The organism is Enterobacter cloacae complex sp. IR53041 (genome assembly GCF_049238285.1).
Classification (GTDB): Bacteria; Pseudomonadota; Gammaproteobacteria; order Enterobacterales; family Enterobacteriaceae; genus Enterobacter; species Enterobacter roggenkampii.
In genome coordinates, this window is record NZ_JBMKHB010000025.1 from 34770 (window position 1) to 50156 (window position 15387).

Consider the following 15387-nt stretch of genomic DNA (forward strand, 5'->3'; position numbering starts at 1 on the left):
CGATATGATTACCATGGTAAATTGTTAACGGGCATAACCCTAACATACTGAGAATCTGAGACAACCCTGGGTTTGCTTATGATGTAAATTTACAGGGAGGCGAAACGGCTGAATTTCCCATGAGTAAAGGGCTGAGCGGGATTTGAATTTTTCTCAATTTTTTGCTGCGGCATCGGGGAATTTCGCCTGAATCGGCTGATTCAGGCGAATAGGGCGCGGAAATGACAGTGTAGTTGTTTTGTAAATATTGGAGAGGAAATTGTTGGGTTTATATTAAATTAACGAACGTTAACGTTCATTAAAAATCCCAGTCTTCATCCTCGGTTTCCACCGCTTTGCCCATCACATATGATGAACCCGACCCGGAGAAGAAATCGTGGTTTTCGTCGGCGTTGGGCGACAGCGCGGAGAGAATCGCCGGGTTAACCTCCGCCATCTCCGGCGGGAACAGCGCCTCGTAACCCAGGTTCATCAGCGCCTTGTTGGCGTTGTAGCAAAGGAAAGCGTTGACGTCTTCCTCCCAGCCGGTGCCGGCATAGAGTTCCTCGGTATAGCTCAGCTCGTTGTCGTACAGATCCATCAGCAAATCGAGCGCAAACCCTTTAAGCTCCTCGCGCTCCGCGTCGCTGACCTTTTCCAGCCCTTTCTGATACTTATAGCCGATGTAATACCCATGTACCGCTTCATCCCGGATGATGAGGCGAATCAAATCGGCGGTGTTGGTCAGCTTGCCCCGGCTCGACCAGTACATGGGCAGCCAGAAGCCAGAATAGAAGAGGAATGATTCCAGAAACACGCTGGCGATCTTCTTCTTCAGCGGCTCGTCGGCCCGATAATACGCCAGTACCAGCTCCGCCTTTCTTTGTAACGACTCGCTCGCTTCGCTCCAGGCGTAGGCCGCGTCCACGTCTTTGGTCTGGCACAGCGTGGAGAAAATCGAGCTGTAGGAGCGGGCGTGCACCGCCTCCATAAAGCTGATGTTCGACATCACCGCCTCTTCGTGCGGCGTCAGCGCGTCACCCATCAGAGCCGGTGCGCCAACGGTATTCTGAATGGTGTCCAGCAGCGTCAGGCCGGTAAAGACGCGGATCGTCAGCTGCTGCTCGGTGTGGCTCAGGGTTTGCCAGGCCGGAATATCGTTGGAGAGCGGGACCTTTTCCGGCAGCCAGAAGTTGCTGGTCAGGCGGTTCCACACTTCCAGATCTTTCTCGTCCTGGATCTTGTTCCAGTTAACGGCGCTCACGCGTGACAGTTTCATCCTTTCTCCTTACAGCGCGCAGGACACGCAGCCTTCGATTTCGGTGCCTTCCAGCGCAAGCTGGCGCAGGCGAATGTAGTAGAGCGTCTTGATACCTTTCTTCCAGGCGTAGATTTGCGCTTTGTTGATGTCCCGCGTGGTGGCGGTATCCGGGAAGAACAGCGTCAGCGACAGCCCCTGATCCACGTGTTTCGTCGCCTCGGCGTAGGTATCGATGATTTTTTCCGGGCCAATCTCGTATGCGTCCTGATACAGCGCCAGGTTCTCGTTGGTCATAAACGGGGCAGGGTAGTAAACGCGTCCGGTTTTGCCTTCTTTGCGAATTTCAATCTTCGACACGATCGGGTGAATGCTCGACGTGGCGTGGTTGATGTAGGAGATAGAGCCGGTTGGCGGCACCGCCTGCAGGTTCTGGTTGTAAATGCCGTAGCGCATCACGTCATCACGCAGCCGCTGCCACATCTCGCGCGTCGGCAGGACGATCCCGGCGCGGGCAAACAGCTCCCTTACTCGCGCCGTTTTCGGCTGCCAGTCGCCTTCCAGATACTGGCTGAAATACTCTCCGCTGGCATAGCGCGACTGTTCAAAGCCCGAGAAACGCTGGTTGCGCTCGCGCGCCAGCATCATTGAGGTATGCAGCGCGTGCCAGGTGACGGTGTAAAAATAGAGGTTGGTGAAGTCCAGCCCTTCCGGGCTGCCGTAGGCGATGCCTTCCCGCGCCAGGTAGCCGTGCAGGTTCATCTGCCCAAGGCCAATGGCGTGCGACGCGGCGTTGCCCGCCTCGATGGACGGCACGCTGCGGATGTGGCTCATGTCCGACACCGCCGTCAGCCCGCGAATGGCGGTTTCTATCGTGCGGCCAAAGTCGGGGGAATCCATGGTGTGGGCGATATTCAGCGACCCGAGGTTGCAGGAGATGTCTTTGCCGATCTCCGCGTAGTCCAGATTCTCGTCATAGCGGGAGGCGCTGTTGACCTGCAAAATCTCCGAGCACAGGTTGCTCATGTTGATGCGCCCGGCAATTGGGTTTGCGCGGTTCACCGTGTCCTCGTACATGATGTACGGATAGCCGGACTCAAACTGAATTTCGGCAAGCGTCTGGAAGAAATCGCGGGCGTTGATGGTTTTTTTGCGGATGCGATCGTCGGCCAGCAGCTCGTCGTACAGCTCGCTTATCGCCACGTCGCCAAAGGCTTTGCCGTAAATTCGCTCAACGTCATACGGCGAGAAAAGCGCCATCTCGGCATTCTCTTTGGCGAGCTTAAAGGTGATATCCGGGATCACCACGCCCAGCGACAGGGTTTTGATGCGGATTTTTTCATCGGCGTTTTCGCGCTTGGTATCGAGGAAACGCAGAATGTCGGGGTGGTGCGCGTGCAGATAAACCGCACCCGCGCCCTGACGCGCGCCAAGCTGGTTGGCGTAGGAGAAGGCATCTTCCAGCATCTTCATGACCGGGATCACGCCGGAGGACTGGTTTTCGATGCGCTTAATCGGCGCACCCGCTTCACGCAGGTTCGAGAGCAGAAACGCCACGCCGCCGCCGCGTTTGGAGAGCTGCAGCGCCGAGTTCACCGCGCGGCCTATCGACTCCATATTATCTTCAATGCGCAGCAGGAAGCAGGAGACCAGCTCGCCGCGCTGGGCTTTGCCGCAGTTGAGAAAGGTCGGCGTGGCAGGCTGGAAGCGGCCGGAGAGGATCTCGTCGGTGAGCTGTTGCGCCAGCGCTTCATCGCCCTGCGCCAGAGTCAGCGCGACCATCACCACGCGATCTTCAAAGCTTTCTAAGTAGCGCTTACCGTCGAAGGTCTTCAGGGTGTAGCTGGTGTAGAACTTCCACGCGCCAAGGAACGTCTGGAAACGAAAGCCGCTGGCGTGGGCGCGTTCAAACAGCTTCACGACGAAGGCGCGTGCGTAGCGGGTGAGGACGCGGGCGTCGTAGTAACCTTCGTTAACCAGGTGGTCGAGACGTTCATCCTGGCTCGCGAAGGTCACGCTGTTGGGCCGCACGTGGGCGGCAAAAAAGGCGTCCACCGCCTCACGGTCTTTATCAAACTGAATGCGTCCCTCCCGGTCATAGAGGTTAAGCATCGCGTTTAATGCGTGGTAATCCGGCGTCGCCTGTATTACCCGTTCTGCGGTTGTCGTTGCCAAAATTCGTTCACTCCTTTACGCACGTTTTCGACGTCCTGCTGCGTCCCCATCAGCTCAAAGCGATAGAGATACGGCACGCCGCATTTTTGAGAGATGACATCTCCGGCGCGGCCAAAGGCATCGCCGAAATTGCGATTACCCGCCGCGATCACGCCTCGGATTAGCCCGCGGTTATGCGGATCGTTCAGAAAGCGGATCACCTGACGAGGCACTGCGCCCGCCGTACCGCCGCCGCCGTAGCTGGGCACCACCAGAATGTACGGTTCTTCTACCCGGATGCGCTCCCGCTCGTTGAGGGGAATGCGCACCGCAGGCAGCCCGACGCGCTCCATAAAACGGAGCGTGTTTTCCGAGCTGCTGGAGAAGAAGACCAGCCGACTCATGCCCGTGCGGCCTGCGCGGCGATGCGGTTGATCATGTCCGGGCGGAAGCCAGACCAGCTGGTCTCCCCGGCCACCACCACCGGAAGCTGACGGAAACCCTGCGCGCGAAGGGTATCGGCGGCCTCGGGCTGCTGGTCAATATTCACCATCTCAAACGCCACGCCGCGGCTTTCCATCGCCCGTTTGGTCGCGTGGCACTGAACACAATCGTTACGAGTGTAAATAATAATGCTCATGATTCGTATTTCCATTTAAAATGAGAGAGCGGCGCGAATCATCGCGTCAGGTTGTGTGTATCTTGCTAAAAGGAATACTAGATGTAGTTGTCTTGAGTTTCAACCATACAAGATATGGGAAATTTAGATTGATGATGCCCTGATGATGAGCACAGCGGGGCAGGGGGTGTTGTACGGGTTTTCAGGCTTGCGGGCATTAAAAAGCCCCGGCGCCAGCGGCGACCGGGGCTAATGGCTCGCGCTTACTTACGCAGGCTAAGCAGAGCGCCGACGAAGATCCCGACTGCCGCTACCGTGCCGAGCGTGCAGAGCGGTTTTTCGCGCACGAAGGTCGTTGCGCAGCTGACCGCATCGCAGGCAGCCTGTGTGGTACGCGTGCGGCCATTTAGGCGTGCGCGGGTTTCACGGAGCAGAGACAGAGCCTTACGTTTTGCGGCATCCGCTTCGTCCTTCGCGTCACTTCCCCAGGATTTCAGCACCTCTTCCAGCGTGTCTGCTAATTGGCTGACATCATTACGAATATCCTGAGCGTCGTCGTTAATATCGTTTCGGTTCGGTCTGTTAAACATACGATCCTCCGTAATTTTGTGTTCCCGTTCAGTTTAGTTCAGAAATTTAATATCTGAAGCGCATCACGCGATATCCGCCAGTTTATGGACTATTCTGAAAGCCCTGCTAATGCTGAATACTGTAAGGTTGCCGGGCAGGAAAAGATAACGAGGAAAAGATATGTATTTACGACCTGACGAGGTGGCACGCGTTCTTGAAAAAGAGGGATTCACCATGGATGAGGTGACGCCAAAAGCGTATGGATATCGCCGTGGCGAGAATTATGTTTACGTTAATCGTGAAGCAAGAATGGGACGTACCGCTCTCATTATTCACCCGACGCTGAAAGACAGAAGTCTGTCATTTGCTGAGCCTGCCTCGGATATTAAAACCTGCGATCATTATCAGCAATTTCCGCTCTATTTAGGCGGAGAGACGCATGAGCATTACGGTATTCCGCATGGTTTCAGTTCACGCATGGCGCTGGAACGGTTTTTGAAGGGACTGTTTGGCGACGTACAGTAAATTTGCGACTGGCCTGCGCCAGTCGCTTCACATCACGCTTTAGCCTGGCTGTACTGGCTGACCTTAAACAGGCGGCGACAGTAGTCGAGGAAATAGCCATACACCGCCCCCATCAGCATTGAAATCACAATATTCGAACTGACCGCCGCCGCGATCTGGTGCCAGTCCGCGCCCACCGTCAACAGAATGGCCACGTAAACCGGCGACTGGAACGTCACATAGGCCAGAACGTCTGCCAGGTTTTTCACCCAGCCTGCGGGGCTGACACGCCGCGCGAAGCGCATGACGGCATCGCGGTATAAACCGTAAGGCCAGGCAATAATAATATTGACCGGAATCGCCACCAGACGAGAAGAAAGTGACTGCTCGAAGGACATTCCGGAGAGGAATATTTCGATCAACATGTTCACAACGGAACAGTAGACAACCATCGCGAAAGTATCCGCCACAGCATGGCGAAGGCGTGATTGCGGTGAGAACATGTCTGAACTCCTTGAGAAGAACACAAAAGAAACGATTTTCCCGAAGCGGTTAGTGCTTTAGGTTGGTTTGTTTGACGTGTATAGCGTATATCTCTACGTTTGAACTAACAACTAGTGATTAATTTTTATTTAATCGCGTCTTGTCCACAAAATTCTCTAAAATTGATGGTTTTTTGTTCGCTTCGTTATAATCTGTCTCGTTCGAGGGTTTTTGGTTTTAAATCATGAGTTTAACTATCTTGATGTTGAAAGGTGAGTCAGTGCTTTTGTGGGGAGCGCAGAATGCTGAAATTTTGATTAAGGTTGACCATTTATATTGCAGTGATGATTGAATCCCTGCGTATCGCTCAGACGTTATAAGATAATATTAACGGCGACAGTTAAACATATTTACGCTATTGGCAGGGCAGCCCGCGGGTAGATATTTCAGCGCAAATGAATTATTCTGTCGGTGATTTATCTATTTACCCTAAACAAAAGGTTTTCAAATAATATGTCTTTGACGTTACAGAATCTTAATAATATCCGAACTCTGCGCGCCATGGCACGCGAATTATCCCTGGACGTTCTTGAGGAAATGCTGGAAAAAGTCAGGGTCGTTGCTGAAGAGAAACGTAGTGAGCTGGCGGAATTAGAACAGCAGAGAGCCGAGCAGCAGGAGAAAATTAATGCTCTGCTGGAGCGGATGAAAGCCGATGGTATTTCACCGACCGATCTGCTGGGCTCTGAACTGGCGCAGACGGGTAAATCCACGAAAAAGCGTAAGCCGCGTGAAGCGAAATACCGCTTTATTGACCAGAATGGTGAAGAGAAAACATGGACCGGCCAGGGCCGTACGCCGAAGCCTATTGCCAGCGCGCTGGCAGAGGGGAAATCACTGGATGATTTTCTGATCTAATGCGTGAACCGGGCGGAACATACCGCCCGGCACTCTTTTCAGCAGACGCCGAAATCACCGTCTTCGGTATACGGCGCCAGCTCGGCGGCTTTCAGGGTATATTTCTCGCCTTGTTCATTGCTGGCCTGTACCGCCACCACGCTTTCACCGTTCACTTCGAGCACTTTCAGCTTCGGGCCGCCTTTACGCGGTTGTACATAATCACCGACAGAAAACATATTACCTCCTCATCGTTTTAGCGATCTTCACCTTAGCCCACGTATGACACCGGGTACAGCGTATTTCACCGATTACTGCTTATGAGGTACGCCGGTTCCAGGGCATCACCTTCAGCAGCCGCGCCATGCCGCAAAAACCGGTTACACCGGCGAACAGCAGCCCGGCCCCCACGAAGCCGCTGAGCAGGAAAAAGCCGTCTGAGACGCTATAGCCCAGCACTACGCCGCAGAGAATGAGCAGCCCGGCAGCGATTTGCACCTGACGCATCAGCGGCAGCGGCTGGGTTTTGTCTTCGACTGTCTGCAGACCCGCCTGCTTCCAGCCCTGAATGCCTCCTTCGACCACAAATGCCTGAGCGGGGGCGGCAGCCTGCGCAAGGCGATCGGCATTGCCTGAGGTGCGGGCGCCAGAATGGCAGTGAAAAATCACCGTTTCGCCCGCCTGCGTTTTAAGTCCGCCGGGTAAGGTATTCAGCGGCACGGACTGCGCGGCGGGAATATGCTCGCGGGCGTACTCGTCGGCATCACGAATATCAATCAGTTTTGCGCCATCGGCGATGCGGGCATTGGCCTCGCGCGGCGAAAGAAGGGGAAGTGACATGGCGGCTCCTTACGGGCAATAAAGGGTTTTCAGGGTGCTGATGAGCTGATGAACCGCGTCGTTTTTAATGAAATAGAGAATGCGCTGCGCCTCGCGGGTGCTGGCGATCAGGCCTTCCTCACGCATGCGCGCCAGATGCTGCGACGTGGCGGAAGGACTCAGGCCCGTCGCGCGGGCCAGCTCCCCCGCGCTGGTGCCGGGGGCGCCGCACAGCGTGCAGAGGATCAGCAGCCGACGCGGGTTGCTCATCGCTTTTAAAAGCGTTGCGGCCTGCTCTGCGCTGGCCTGAAGCTGTTCGAGTTCAGTCATAGTACTTTAGCGTTTACTTAATTAAGGCAATGCTAAAGTAATTGTGCGCCTTACGCCAGCGTAAAAAGCGTAAAAGAGGGTAAACGCGGAGCAGGGATCTGGCGCAGACAGGTAAACTGGCTATGCTTAGAAATGGTTCTCTCTATTATTTTCAATGGATTAGCTTGCACGGAGTGTTAATATGGGTTTTTGGCGTATTGTTTTTACTATCCTGCTGCCGCCGTTGGGCGTGCTGTTGGGCAAAGGGCTTGGCTGGGCGTTTATCATCAACATTCTTCTGACGCTGCTGGGCTACTTCCCCGGCCTCATTCACGCGTTTTGGGTACAGAGCAAAAGCTAAGCGCGCCACAGTAAATCGCTGTAGATATCGGTCAGCACACCCGCTGGACCAAACTGCTGTTTGATCCAGCGCGTGACCTGGCCTGTCGCGGCATGCTGCGTGGCGAGCAGCATGCGCGAGTCCTGACGCGGGTTATTGATACGTCGCGTCACCAGCAGCCCGTCTTCCACCGCGTCCCGCGCCATATACTCCGGTAAAAAACCTATCCCTTCGCCCAGGATCTGACACTGGCATTTGGTATTAAAGTCCGGCACCAGAATCGCCTCCTGACCGTGCAGCAGCCAGCCCACCTTCTTGTTAATGGTGTGTGCGGTATCTTCCACCATGATGTTGGGATACAGGCGCAGCTGGCTCTCCGCTATCGGTTCCGGAACGAACGCCAGCGGATGCGCCGGCGCAATGGCAAACACCCAGCGGATGGCGCCGATCTCGGTGTAGTCAATCCCACCGCCGTCGAGCAGCGTGTCCGGCGCGCCAATGGCGATATTGGCCTGATTGTTGATGATCGAATCCCACACTCCGTTATAGACCTCGGTAGTGACGGTGATCTGGCAGGTAGGAAACTGCTTTTTCAGCACCTGCAGCAGCCGCGCGGTATGGCGCGGCGTATATAACAGCTGGTTGATACAGATGCGCACCTGCGCCTCGATGCCCTGTGAAATGGTATCAATCCCGCGCTTGATGGCGTGGAAGTCGTTAAGCAGGTCGGTGGCTTTGCGGTAAAAGTAGAACCCGGACTCGGTCAGCTCAATGCTGCGCGTGTTACGCACAAACAGCACCACGTCCAGCCCGGTTTCCATCCGCTTGATGGTGTAACTGATGGCGGAGGTGGTGACCCCCAGCTCGGCAGCCGCCTTGCTGAAGCTGCCGAAGCGTGCGGCGGTGGTGAAGGCCAGCAGGTTCTCTTCGGTAAAGATGGAATTCATATCACAGCTTCCTCAGTCATCAGTTTTGAACATATTTTAACAACGCCTTTACAACACATTTGAAGCCGATCACAGTTCTGACTCTTTACGCAGAGCCCCGTCATGCAAGGCTTTTTCAACCATAAGAATAATGCAGCCTGAGGCGCTAAAAAGCGGTTAAACATAAGAAAAAGGTTGCACGGACGCACGTTTTATCCCGACTGTTGAATTTATCTCAACAATGAATTCACTGTCGATGAATCATTTTTAAGCGGATTCTTTTATGACCAGGCTGTTGCTATTCTCGGGTCAAGAGCAATAAAACATCGGGAGTCTGAATATGTCTGCAACTGAACTGGTTACGGAATTTCTGCTGGCGGCAGAAGAGGGAAATAGCGATGCGCTAAAAGCCTGTCTGGAAAAAGGCGTGGATATTAACGCCACTAACCGCCAGAAAAGAACCGCCGTTACGATTGCCAGCCTGAAAAAACACTATTCCTGCGTGGCGTTATTAATTGCCGCCGGGGCAGATATTGATAAACAGGACCAGACCTGTTTTAACCCCTTCCTGATCAGCTGCCTGACGAACGATTTAACCCTCCTGCGGCTGGTATTACCCGCGAATCCGGATCTCGACCGCCTTACCCGCTTCGGCGGCGTGGGCATTACCCCTGCCAGTGAAAAAGGGCACGTGGAGATCGTGCGCGAGCTGCTGGAAAAAACCGACATTAACGTTAACCACACCAACTTTGTCGGCTGGACGCCGCTGCTGGAAGCCATTGTGTTAAACGACGGCGGTGCGAAACAGCAAGAGATTGTGAAGCTGCTGCTGGATCACGGCGCGAACCCGCACATGACCGACAAATACGGCAAAACCCCGCTCGAACTGGCGCGAGAGAAAGGCTTCTCTGAGATTGCCGACCTGCTGCTTGCGGCGGGCGCGTAAGACGACCGGTCAGCCCGTTCCGGCTGGCCGCTAATTTAAAAAAGCATTTTTACCGACGTGCATTTTGCACGACGGCGGCCCCCTTTTATCCGTAAACAGGTGCAAATAATGCCAACGAAAATCGTGATTAAAAAGAATACGTATTTTGACTCCGTGTCATTAATGTCCGTTTCCACCAAAGCCAATAAATTGCCGGGCGTCGAGCAGGCCTTTGTCGCCATGGCGACGGAAATGAATAAGGGCGTATTAAAAAACCTCGGGCTGTTAACGCCGGAATTAAATGAGGCCAAAAACGGCGACCTGATGATCGTCATTAAAGGCGATGCGGCAAATGATGAAACCCTGGCGGCCATCGAAGCGCTGTTTACGCGTAAAGAGAGCGCGGGTTCCCATGAAGCGCGCTACGCGACGATTGCCAGCGCCAAAAAACATCGCCCGGAGAGCAACCTCGCGGTGATTTCCGTCAACGGCACCTTCGCTGCCCGCGAAGCGCGCCAGGCGCTGGAACACGATCTCAACGTGATGCTCTTCTCCGATAACGTGTCGCTCGACGACGAGCTGGCGCTGAAGCAGCTGGCGCACCAGAAAGGGCTGCTGATGATGGGGCCGGACTGCGGCACCGCCATCATCAACGGCGCGGGATTGTGCTTCGCCAACGCGGTGCGTCGCGGGCCGATTGGCATCGTCGGCGCGTCCGGCACCGGCAGCCAGGAGCTAAGCGTGCGCATCCATGAATTCGGCGGTGGCGTGTCGCAGCTGATTGGCACCGGCGGGCGCGATCTTAGCGAGAAGATCGGCGGCCTGATGATGCTCGACGCCATCGACATGCTGGAAGCCGACGAGGGCACAGAGGTGATTGCGCTGATCTCCAAGCCGCCTGCGCCAGCCGTGGCAGAGAAGGTGCTGGCTCGCGCCAAAGCCTGCCGCAAGCCGGTGGTTGTTTGCTTCCTCGGGCGCAATGAACCGCCCGCCGATGAGGACGGACTGCAGTTTGCGCGCGGCACCAAAGAGGCGGCGCTGAAGGCCGTTCTGCTCACCGGCATCAAAAAAGAGTCCCTCGATCTGCACCCGCTCAACTGGCCATTGATCGAAGAGGTGCGCGCCCGCCTGACCCCGCAGCAGAAGTACATTCGCGGCCTGTTCTGCGGCGGCACCCTGTGCGACGAAGCGATGTTTGCCGCGCTGGAGAAGTTCGACGACGTGTACAGCAATATCCAGCCGGATCCCGCTAAACGCCTGCCGGACGTCAGCGTCAGTAAAGCCCACACCTTCCTCGACTTTGGCGACGATGAGTTCACCAACGGCAAGCCGCACCCGATGATCGACCCGACCAACCGCATCAGCCGCCTGCTGCAGGAGGCGCGCGATCCGGAAGTGGGCGTCATCGTGATGGACTTCGTGCTGGGCTTCGGCGCGCACGAAGATCCGGTAGGGGTGATGATCGAGGCGATCAAAGAGGCGCAGGCCATCGCGAAGGCCGATAACCGTCCGCTGGAGATCCTCGGCTACGTGCTCGGCACCGACCAGGATCCGCAGTCGCTGGCGCAGCAGTGCCAGATGCTGACCGACGCAGGCGTCATTTGGGCCAGCAGCAGCACCAATACCGGATTACTGGCACGCGAATTTGTCTGCAAAGGGGAGAACGCATAATGACCACCTTATTCAACCAGCCGCTGAACGTCATTAACGTCGGCATTGCGATGTTCAGCGACGATCTTAAAAAGCAGCACGTACCCGTGACCCCGCTCGACTGGACGCCGCCGGGGCAGGGCAATATGCAGGTGGTGGAAGCGCTCGACCAGCTGGCGAAAAAAACGCTGGCGGAGAAGATCGCCGCCGCTAACCAAATCGCCCTTGAGCGCATTATTCAGTCCCATCCGGTGCTGGTGGGCTATGACCAGGCGATTAACGTTGTGCCGGGGATGACCCGCACCACCATTCTGCACGCCGGTCCGCCTGTCTCCTGGGAAAACATGTGCGGCGCGATGAAGGGCGCGGTCACCGGGGCGCTGGTGTTTGAAGGGCTGGCGACGGATCTGGAGGATGCGGCCAGGCTTGCCGCCTCCGGGGAGATCGCCTTCTCGCCGTGCCACGAGCACGACTGCGTGGGCTCGATGGCGGGCGTCACCTCTGCGTCGATGTTTATGCACATCGTGGAGAACAAAACCTACGGCAACCGCGCCTTCACCAACCTCAGCGAGCAGATGGCGAAGATCCTGCGCATGGGGGCCAACGACCAGAGCGTGATCGATCGTCTGAACTGGATGCGCGACGTGCTCGGCCCGATGCTGCGCGACGCCATGAACATTATCGGCGAAATCGACCTGCGCCTGATGCTGGCCCAGGCGCTGCACATGGGCGACGAGTGCCACAACCGCAACAATGCGGGCACCACGCTGCTGATCCAGGCGCTGACGCCGGGGCTAATTCAGGCGGGCTATCCGGTGGCGCAGCAGCGCGAGGTGTTCGAGTTTGTCGCCAGCAGCGACTACTTCTCCGGCCCGACGTGGATGGCGATGTGTAAAGCCGCGCTGGACGCTGCCCACGGCATTGAATACAGCACCGTGGTTACCACCATGGCGCGCAACGGCTACGAGTTCGGCCTGCGCGTCTCCGGCCTGCCGGGGCAGTGGTTCACCGGCCCGGCGCAGCAGGTGATTGGCCCGATGTTCGCGGGCTATAAGCCGGAGGATTCCGGGCTGGACATCGGCGACAGCGCGATCACCGAAACCTACGGCATCGGCGGCTTTGCGATGGCGACGGCCCCGGCGATTGTCGCCCTGGTGGGCGGCACGGTGGAGGAAGCCATCGACTTCTCCCGTCAGATGCGCGAAATCACTCTTGGCGAAAACCCGAACGTCACCATTCCGCTGCTCTCCTTTATGGGGATCCCGACCGCCATCGACATCACGAAGGTCGCGGGCAGCGGCATTCTGCCGGTCATTAATACCGCCATTGCCCACAAAGACGCGGGCATCGGCATGATAGGGGCGGGCATCGTTCACCCGCCGTTTAGCTGTTTTGAAAAGGCGCTGTTGACCTTCCGCGATCGCTACTTTTTATAAGGCATGCATCCATGAAAAACATGAAACTGGAGTGGAAAAGAGGTGACTGGGCGGCGTATTTCGGGTTGATGACCAACAACCTGACCAATCTGCTGACCATGATGGGGTTGCTCATTTTTGTCGTCGGCATCCCGAAGGAGATTGTTTATGGACGCATTGCGCCAGCCTTCGGGCTGGCGGTATTGGCCGCGAGTATTTGCTATGCGTGGTTCGGCATGCAGATGGCGCGCCACACCGGGCGCACGGACGTCACCGCGCTGCCGTCCGGCCCCAGCGCGCCGTCCATTTTTACCGTGACCTTCCTGGTGCTGATGCCGGTCTATCAGCAAACGGGCGATGCGGAGTTCGCGATTCAGATTGGCCTGGTGTGGTGCTTTGTTGAGGCGATGATCCTGGCGGGCGGTTCGTTCCTCGGTGAAACCATCCGCAAGATGATCCCGCGCACCGTGCTGCTGTCGTGCCTCTCCGGCCTGGGCCTGCTGCTGCTGGCGATGAACCCGATGCTGCAAGCGTTCGAAGCACCCACCGTGTCGTTTATCGTGCTGCTGCTGATCTTCATCAACTGGTTCGGTAAAAAGCCGATTTTCGCCAAAATCCCGACCGGTTTGCTATTGCTGATTGCCGGTACGGTCCTGGCGTGGATCTCCGGCCTGCAGAGCCCGGAAGCGATCAAAGCCTCCATGTCATCGTTCGGCTTTAACCCGCCGCAGGTGCACGTGGAAGGTTTCCTGCAGGGCTTGCCGCACGCGCTGCCGTATCTGGCCTCTGCCGTGCCGCTGGGGCTGGCGAACTACATCTTTGACCTGGAGAACATCGAAAGCGCTCACGCGGCGGGGGATGAATACCCGACGCGCAAGGTGATGCTGGCGAACGGTCTGGCCTCCATGCTCGGCTGCCTGATGGGCAACCCGTTCCCGGTGACGGTCTACGTCGGCCATCCCGGCTGGAAAGCGATGGGGGCCAGCATCGGCTACACCCTGGCATCCGGCGTGACCATGTTCATCGTGCCGCTGTTCGGGCTGGGAGCCTTTATGCTCGCCATCATCCCGATGACCGCCATCGTGCCGATTCTGGTGTTTATCGGCGTCGTCACCGCCAACCAGGTGGTGAGAGAGACGCCGAAAGTGGAAGTGCCGGTGATCTTCATCTGCCTGTTCCCGTGGATCGCCAACTGGGCGTTGACCATGATGAACAGCGTGATGGGGGCGGCGGGCACGAATGCCGCCAAAATCGGTACCGACGTGCTGCACAGCAAAGGGATCTACTACGAAGGACTCGTCCATCTGGGGAACGGGGCACCGCTCGCCAGTATGCTCTGGGGCTGTATCGCCATTTTCGCCATCATCAATAAACCGCTGCGCGGCGCCGTGGCTGCCGCGGGCGGGGCACTGCTGGCGCTGTTCGGGGTGATCCACGCGCCGGTCGTGGGCTTTGCCGAAGGCAGTTCGCTGATGTTCGTCACCGCGTATCTGATGATGGGCGGCATGTTTGTGGTGAAGCATTTTCTCGACAGCCGGGAAGTGACGAGCGCTGCGTCGGGTACTGTTGCGAAGGAGCACGTATGAAAGAGCTTATGGTCGTTGCCATCGGCGGCAACAGCATTATCAAAGACAACGCCAGCCAGTCGATTGAACATCAGGCGCAGGCGGTTAAAGCGGTGGCAGAGTCGGTGCTCGAAATGCTGGCCTCCGACTATGACATCGTGCTCACCCACGGCAACGGTCCGCAGGTGGGGCTGGATCTGCGCCGCGCCGAAATCGCCCACGAGCGGGAAGGGCTCCCGCTGACCCCGCTGGCAAACTGCGTGGCGGACACCTAGGGCGGCATCGGCTACCTCATCCAGCAGGCGCTGAACAACCGTCTGGCCGCACGCGGGGAGCAAAAAGCGGTCACGGTCGTCACGCAGGTGGAGGTGGATAAAAACGATCCCGGCTTTACGCATCCGACAAAACCGATCGGCGCGTTCTTCAGCGAGGCGCAGCGCGACGAGCTGCAGCGTGCGCATCCGGACTGGCACTTTGTTGAGGATTCGGGCCGGGGCTATCGTCGCGTGGTGGCCTCCCCACAGCCGCTGCGCATTGTCGAGGCCGATGCGATCAAGACATTGACGCAAAAAGGGTTTGTGGTGATTGGCGCGGGCGGCGGCGGTATTCCGGTGGTGCGCACTGAGCAGGGCGATTACCAGAGCGTCGACGCGGTGATTGATAAAGATCTCTCCACCGCGCTGCTGGCGCGCGAGATCCGCGCCGACGTGCTGGTGATTACCACCGGCGTGGAGAAGGTGTGCGTCAACTTCGGCAAGCCAAACCAGCAGGCGCTGGACACGGTGAGCGTGGCGCAGATGACGCGCTACAAAGACGAGGGCCACTTCCCGGCGGGCAGCATGCTGCCCAAAATCGTCGCCTCGCTGGCGTTTTTACACCACGGCGGCAAGCGCGTGATTATCACCTCGCCGGACTGCCTGCCCGCCGCGCTGCGCGGAGAAACCGGTACCCATATTGTGACTGAAGGAAGATAA

The 15387-nt window shown here is 57.0% G+C and carries 17 protein-coding genes and 1 pseudogene; 8 read left to right on the forward strand and 10 right to left on the reverse strand.

Annotation, left to right across the window (positions count from 1 at the left end; translation table 11 throughout):
* Positions 1-298 precede the first annotated feature (298 nt).
* The 5 genes from nrdF to ACOTXF_RS17265 form a co-directional block, all read right to left on the reverse strand.
* Positions 299-1258, reverse strand: a complete 960-nt coding sequence (gene nrdF, locus ACOTXF_RS17245) for a class 1b ribonucleoside-diphosphate reductase subunit beta (RefSeq protein ID WP_008502573.1) — start codon at positions 1256-1258, stop codon at positions 299-301.
* A 9-nt stretch (positions 1259-1267) separates the two neighbouring features.
* Positions 1268-3412 carry a class 1b ribonucleoside-diphosphate reductase subunit alpha gene (nrdE, locus tag ACOTXF_RS17250; RefSeq protein WP_048962284.1) on the reverse strand — a complete coding sequence of 715 codons (2145 nt, stop codon included), beginning with the start codon at positions 3410-3412 and terminating at the stop codon, positions 1268-1270.
* Positions 3385-3795: a class Ib ribonucleoside-diphosphate reductase assembly flavoprotein NrdI gene (gene nrdI / locus ACOTXF_RS17255; RefSeq protein ID WP_045353541.1), complete on the reverse strand. Its 411-nt coding sequence runs from the start codon at positions 3793-3795 to the stop codon at positions 3385-3387. The genes nrdE and nrdI overlap by 28 nt, the downstream gene beginning before the upstream one ends.
* Positions 3792-4031 carry a glutaredoxin-like protein NrdH gene (nrdH, locus tag ACOTXF_RS17260; RefSeq protein WP_008502570.1) on the reverse strand — a complete coding sequence of 80 codons (240 nt, stop codon included), beginning with the start codon at positions 4029-4031 and terminating at the stop codon, positions 3792-3794. The genes nrdI and nrdH overlap by 4 nt, the downstream gene beginning before the upstream one ends.
* 242 nt (positions 4032-4273) lie before the next feature.
* A complete protein-coding gene (locus tag ACOTXF_RS17265) occupies positions 4274-4600 on the reverse strand; it encodes a DUF883 domain-containing protein (protein WP_234115349.1) in 327 nt (108 codons plus the stop codon).
* A gap of 160 nt (positions 4601-4760) precedes the next feature.
* Between ACOTXF_RS17265 and ACOTXF_RS17270 the strand changes: the two genes are divergently transcribed.
* Positions 4761-5105, forward strand: coding sequence for a DUF2002 family protein (locus tag ACOTXF_RS17270; RefSeq protein WP_008502568.1), 345 nt, complete (start codon positions 4761-4763; stop codon positions 5103-5105).
* A 32-nt stretch (positions 5106-5137) separates the two neighbouring features.
* Here ACOTXF_RS17270 and alaE read toward each other — a convergent pair whose 3' ends face one another.
* The gene (gene alaE, locus ACOTXF_RS17275; protein ID WP_023294397.1) at positions 5138-5587 is read right to left on the reverse strand and encodes an L-alanine exporter AlaE; all 450 of its coding nucleotides are present in this window, start codon (positions 5585-5587) and stop codon (positions 5138-5140) included.
* 493 nt (positions 5588-6080) lie between these two features.
* Between alaE and stpA the strand changes: the two genes are divergently transcribed.
* The gene (gene stpA / locus ACOTXF_RS17280) at positions 6081-6485 is read left to right on the forward strand and encodes a DNA-binding protein StpA (RefSeq protein ID WP_008502566.1); all 405 of its coding nucleotides are present in this window, start codon (positions 6081-6083) and stop codon (positions 6483-6485) included.
* A 38-nt stretch (positions 6486-6523) separates the two neighbouring features.
* On the opposite strand, the gene ACOTXF_RS17285 is transcribed toward stpA, so the two are convergent.
* From ACOTXF_RS17285 to ACOTXF_RS17295, 3 genes are all read right to left on the reverse strand, one after another.
* Complete coding sequence (locus ACOTXF_RS17285) at positions 6524-6703, reverse strand: hypothetical protein (protein WP_008502565.1); 180 nt, start codon at positions 6701-6703, stop codon at positions 6524-6526.
* Between the two features lie 79 nt (positions 6704-6782).
* On the reverse strand, positions 6783-7304 hold the full coding sequence (locus ACOTXF_RS17290) for a rhodanese family protein (RefSeq protein ID WP_047746928.1): 522 nt from the start codon (positions 7302-7304) through the stop codon (positions 6783-6785).
* A gap of 9 nt (positions 7305-7313) precedes the next feature.
* The gene (locus tag ACOTXF_RS17295) at positions 7314-7613 is read right to left on the reverse strand and encodes an ArsR/SmtB family transcription factor (protein ID WP_008502563.1); all 300 of its coding nucleotides are present in this window, start codon (positions 7611-7613) and stop codon (positions 7314-7316) included.
* Between the two features lie 181 nt (positions 7614-7794).
* Here ACOTXF_RS17295 and ACOTXF_RS17300 point away from each other — a divergent pair, with 181 nt between their 5' ends.
* On the forward strand, positions 7795-7953 hold the full coding sequence (locus ACOTXF_RS17300) for a YqaE/Pmp3 family membrane protein (protein WP_008502562.1): 159 nt from the start codon (positions 7795-7797) through the stop codon (positions 7951-7953).
* Here ACOTXF_RS17300 and ACOTXF_RS17305 read toward each other — a convergent pair.
* Positions 7950-8879, reverse strand: coding sequence for a LysR substrate-binding domain-containing protein (locus ACOTXF_RS17305; protein ID WP_047746930.1), 930 nt, complete (start codon positions 8877-8879; stop codon positions 7950-7952). The genes ACOTXF_RS17300 and ACOTXF_RS17305 overlap by 4 nt on opposite strands.
* Positions 8880-9198: 319 nt before the next feature.
* Between ACOTXF_RS17305 and ACOTXF_RS17310 the strand changes: the two genes are divergently transcribed.
* The 5 genes and pseudogenes from ACOTXF_RS17310 to ACOTXF_RS17330 all read left to right on the forward strand — a co-directional run bounded on the left by ACOTXF_RS17310 (position 9199) and on the right by ACOTXF_RS17330 (position 15387).
* Entirely contained in the window at positions 9199-9804 is a 606-nt protein-coding gene (locus tag ACOTXF_RS17310) for an ankyrin repeat domain-containing protein (RefSeq protein ID WP_021241968.1), read from the forward strand.
* A 108-nt stretch (positions 9805-9912) separates the two neighbouring features.
* A complete protein-coding gene (gene fdrA, locus ACOTXF_RS17315) occupies positions 9913-11454 on the forward strand; it encodes an acyl-CoA synthetase FdrA (protein ID WP_047746931.1) in 1542 nt (513 codons plus the stop codon).
* Positions 11454-12869, forward strand: coding sequence for a DUF1116 domain-containing protein (locus ACOTXF_RS17320; RefSeq protein ID WP_047746932.1), 1416 nt, complete (start codon positions 11454-11456; stop codon positions 12867-12869). Before fdrA ends, ACOTXF_RS17320 begins: the two co-directional genes overlap by 1 nt.
* Before the next feature lie 11 nt (positions 12870-12880).
* Positions 12881-14434: a hypothetical protein gene (locus ACOTXF_RS17325; RefSeq protein ID WP_021241971.1), complete on the forward strand. Its 1554-nt coding sequence runs from the start codon at positions 12881-12883 to the stop codon at positions 14432-14434.
* A pseudogene (locus ACOTXF_RS17330) lies at positions 14431-15387 on the forward strand (carbamate kinase family protein). The gene ACOTXF_RS17325 and the pseudogene ACOTXF_RS17330 overlap by 4 nt, the downstream one beginning before the upstream one ends.

Excerpts from the sequence above, each read along its gene's own strand:
- nrdF (WP_008502573.1), bottom strand. The coding sequence starts at position 1,258 with ATGAAACTGTCACGCGTGAGCGCCGTTAACTGGAACAAGATCCAGGAC.
- nrdI (WP_045353541.1), bottom strand. The coding sequence starts at position 3,795 with ATGAGTCGGCTGGTCTTCTTCTCCAGCAGCTCGGAAAACACGCTCCGT.
- nrdH (WP_008502570.1), bottom strand. The coding sequence starts at position 4,031 with ATGAGCATTATTATTTACACTCGTAACGATTGTGTTCAGTGCCACGCG.
- ACOTXF_RS17265 (WP_234115349.1), bottom strand. The coding sequence starts at position 4,600 with ATGTTTAACAGACCGAACCGAAACGATATTAACGACGACGCTCAGGAT.
- ACOTXF_RS17270 (WP_008502568.1), top strand. The coding sequence starts at position 4,761 with ATGTATTTACGACCTGACGAGGTGGCACGCGTTCTTGAAAAAGAGGGA.
- alaE (WP_023294397.1), bottom strand. The coding sequence starts at position 5,587 with ATGTTCTCACCGCAATCACGCCTTCGCCATGCTGTGGCGGATACTTTC.
- stpA (WP_008502566.1), top strand. The coding sequence starts at position 6,081 with ATGTCTTTGACGTTACAGAATCTTAATAATATCCGAACTCTGCGCGCC.
- ACOTXF_RS17285 (WP_008502565.1), bottom strand. The coding sequence starts at position 6,703 with ATGTTTTCTGTCGGTGATTATGTACAACCGCGTAAAGGCGGCCCGAAG.
- ACOTXF_RS17290 (WP_047746928.1), bottom strand. The coding sequence starts at position 7,304 with ATGTCACTTCCCCTTCTTTCGCCGCGCGAGGCCAATGCCCGCATCGCC.
- ACOTXF_RS17295 (WP_008502563.1), bottom strand. The coding sequence starts at position 7,613 with ATGACTGAACTCGAACAGCTTCAGGCCAGCGCAGAGCAGGCCGCAACG.
- ACOTXF_RS17300 (WP_008502562.1), top strand. The coding sequence starts at position 7,795 with ATGGGTTTTTGGCGTATTGTTTTTACTATCCTGCTGCCGCCGTTGGGC.
- ACOTXF_RS17305 (WP_047746930.1), bottom strand. The coding sequence starts at position 8,879 with ATGAATTCCATCTTTACCGAAGAGAACCTGCTGGCCTTCACCACCGCC.
- ACOTXF_RS17310 (WP_021241968.1), top strand. The coding sequence starts at position 9,199 with ATGTCTGCAACTGAACTGGTTACGGAATTTCTGCTGGCGGCAGAAGAG.
- fdrA (WP_047746931.1), top strand. The coding sequence starts at position 9,913 with ATGCCAACGAAAATCGTGATTAAAAAGAATACGTATTTTGACTCCGTG.
- ACOTXF_RS17320 (WP_047746932.1), top strand. The coding sequence starts at position 11,454 with ATGACCACCTTATTCAACCAGCCGCTGAACGTCATTAACGTCGGCATT.
- ACOTXF_RS17325 (WP_021241971.1), top strand. The coding sequence starts at position 12,881 with ATGAAAAACATGAAACTGGAGTGGAAAAGAGGTGACTGGGCGGCGTAT.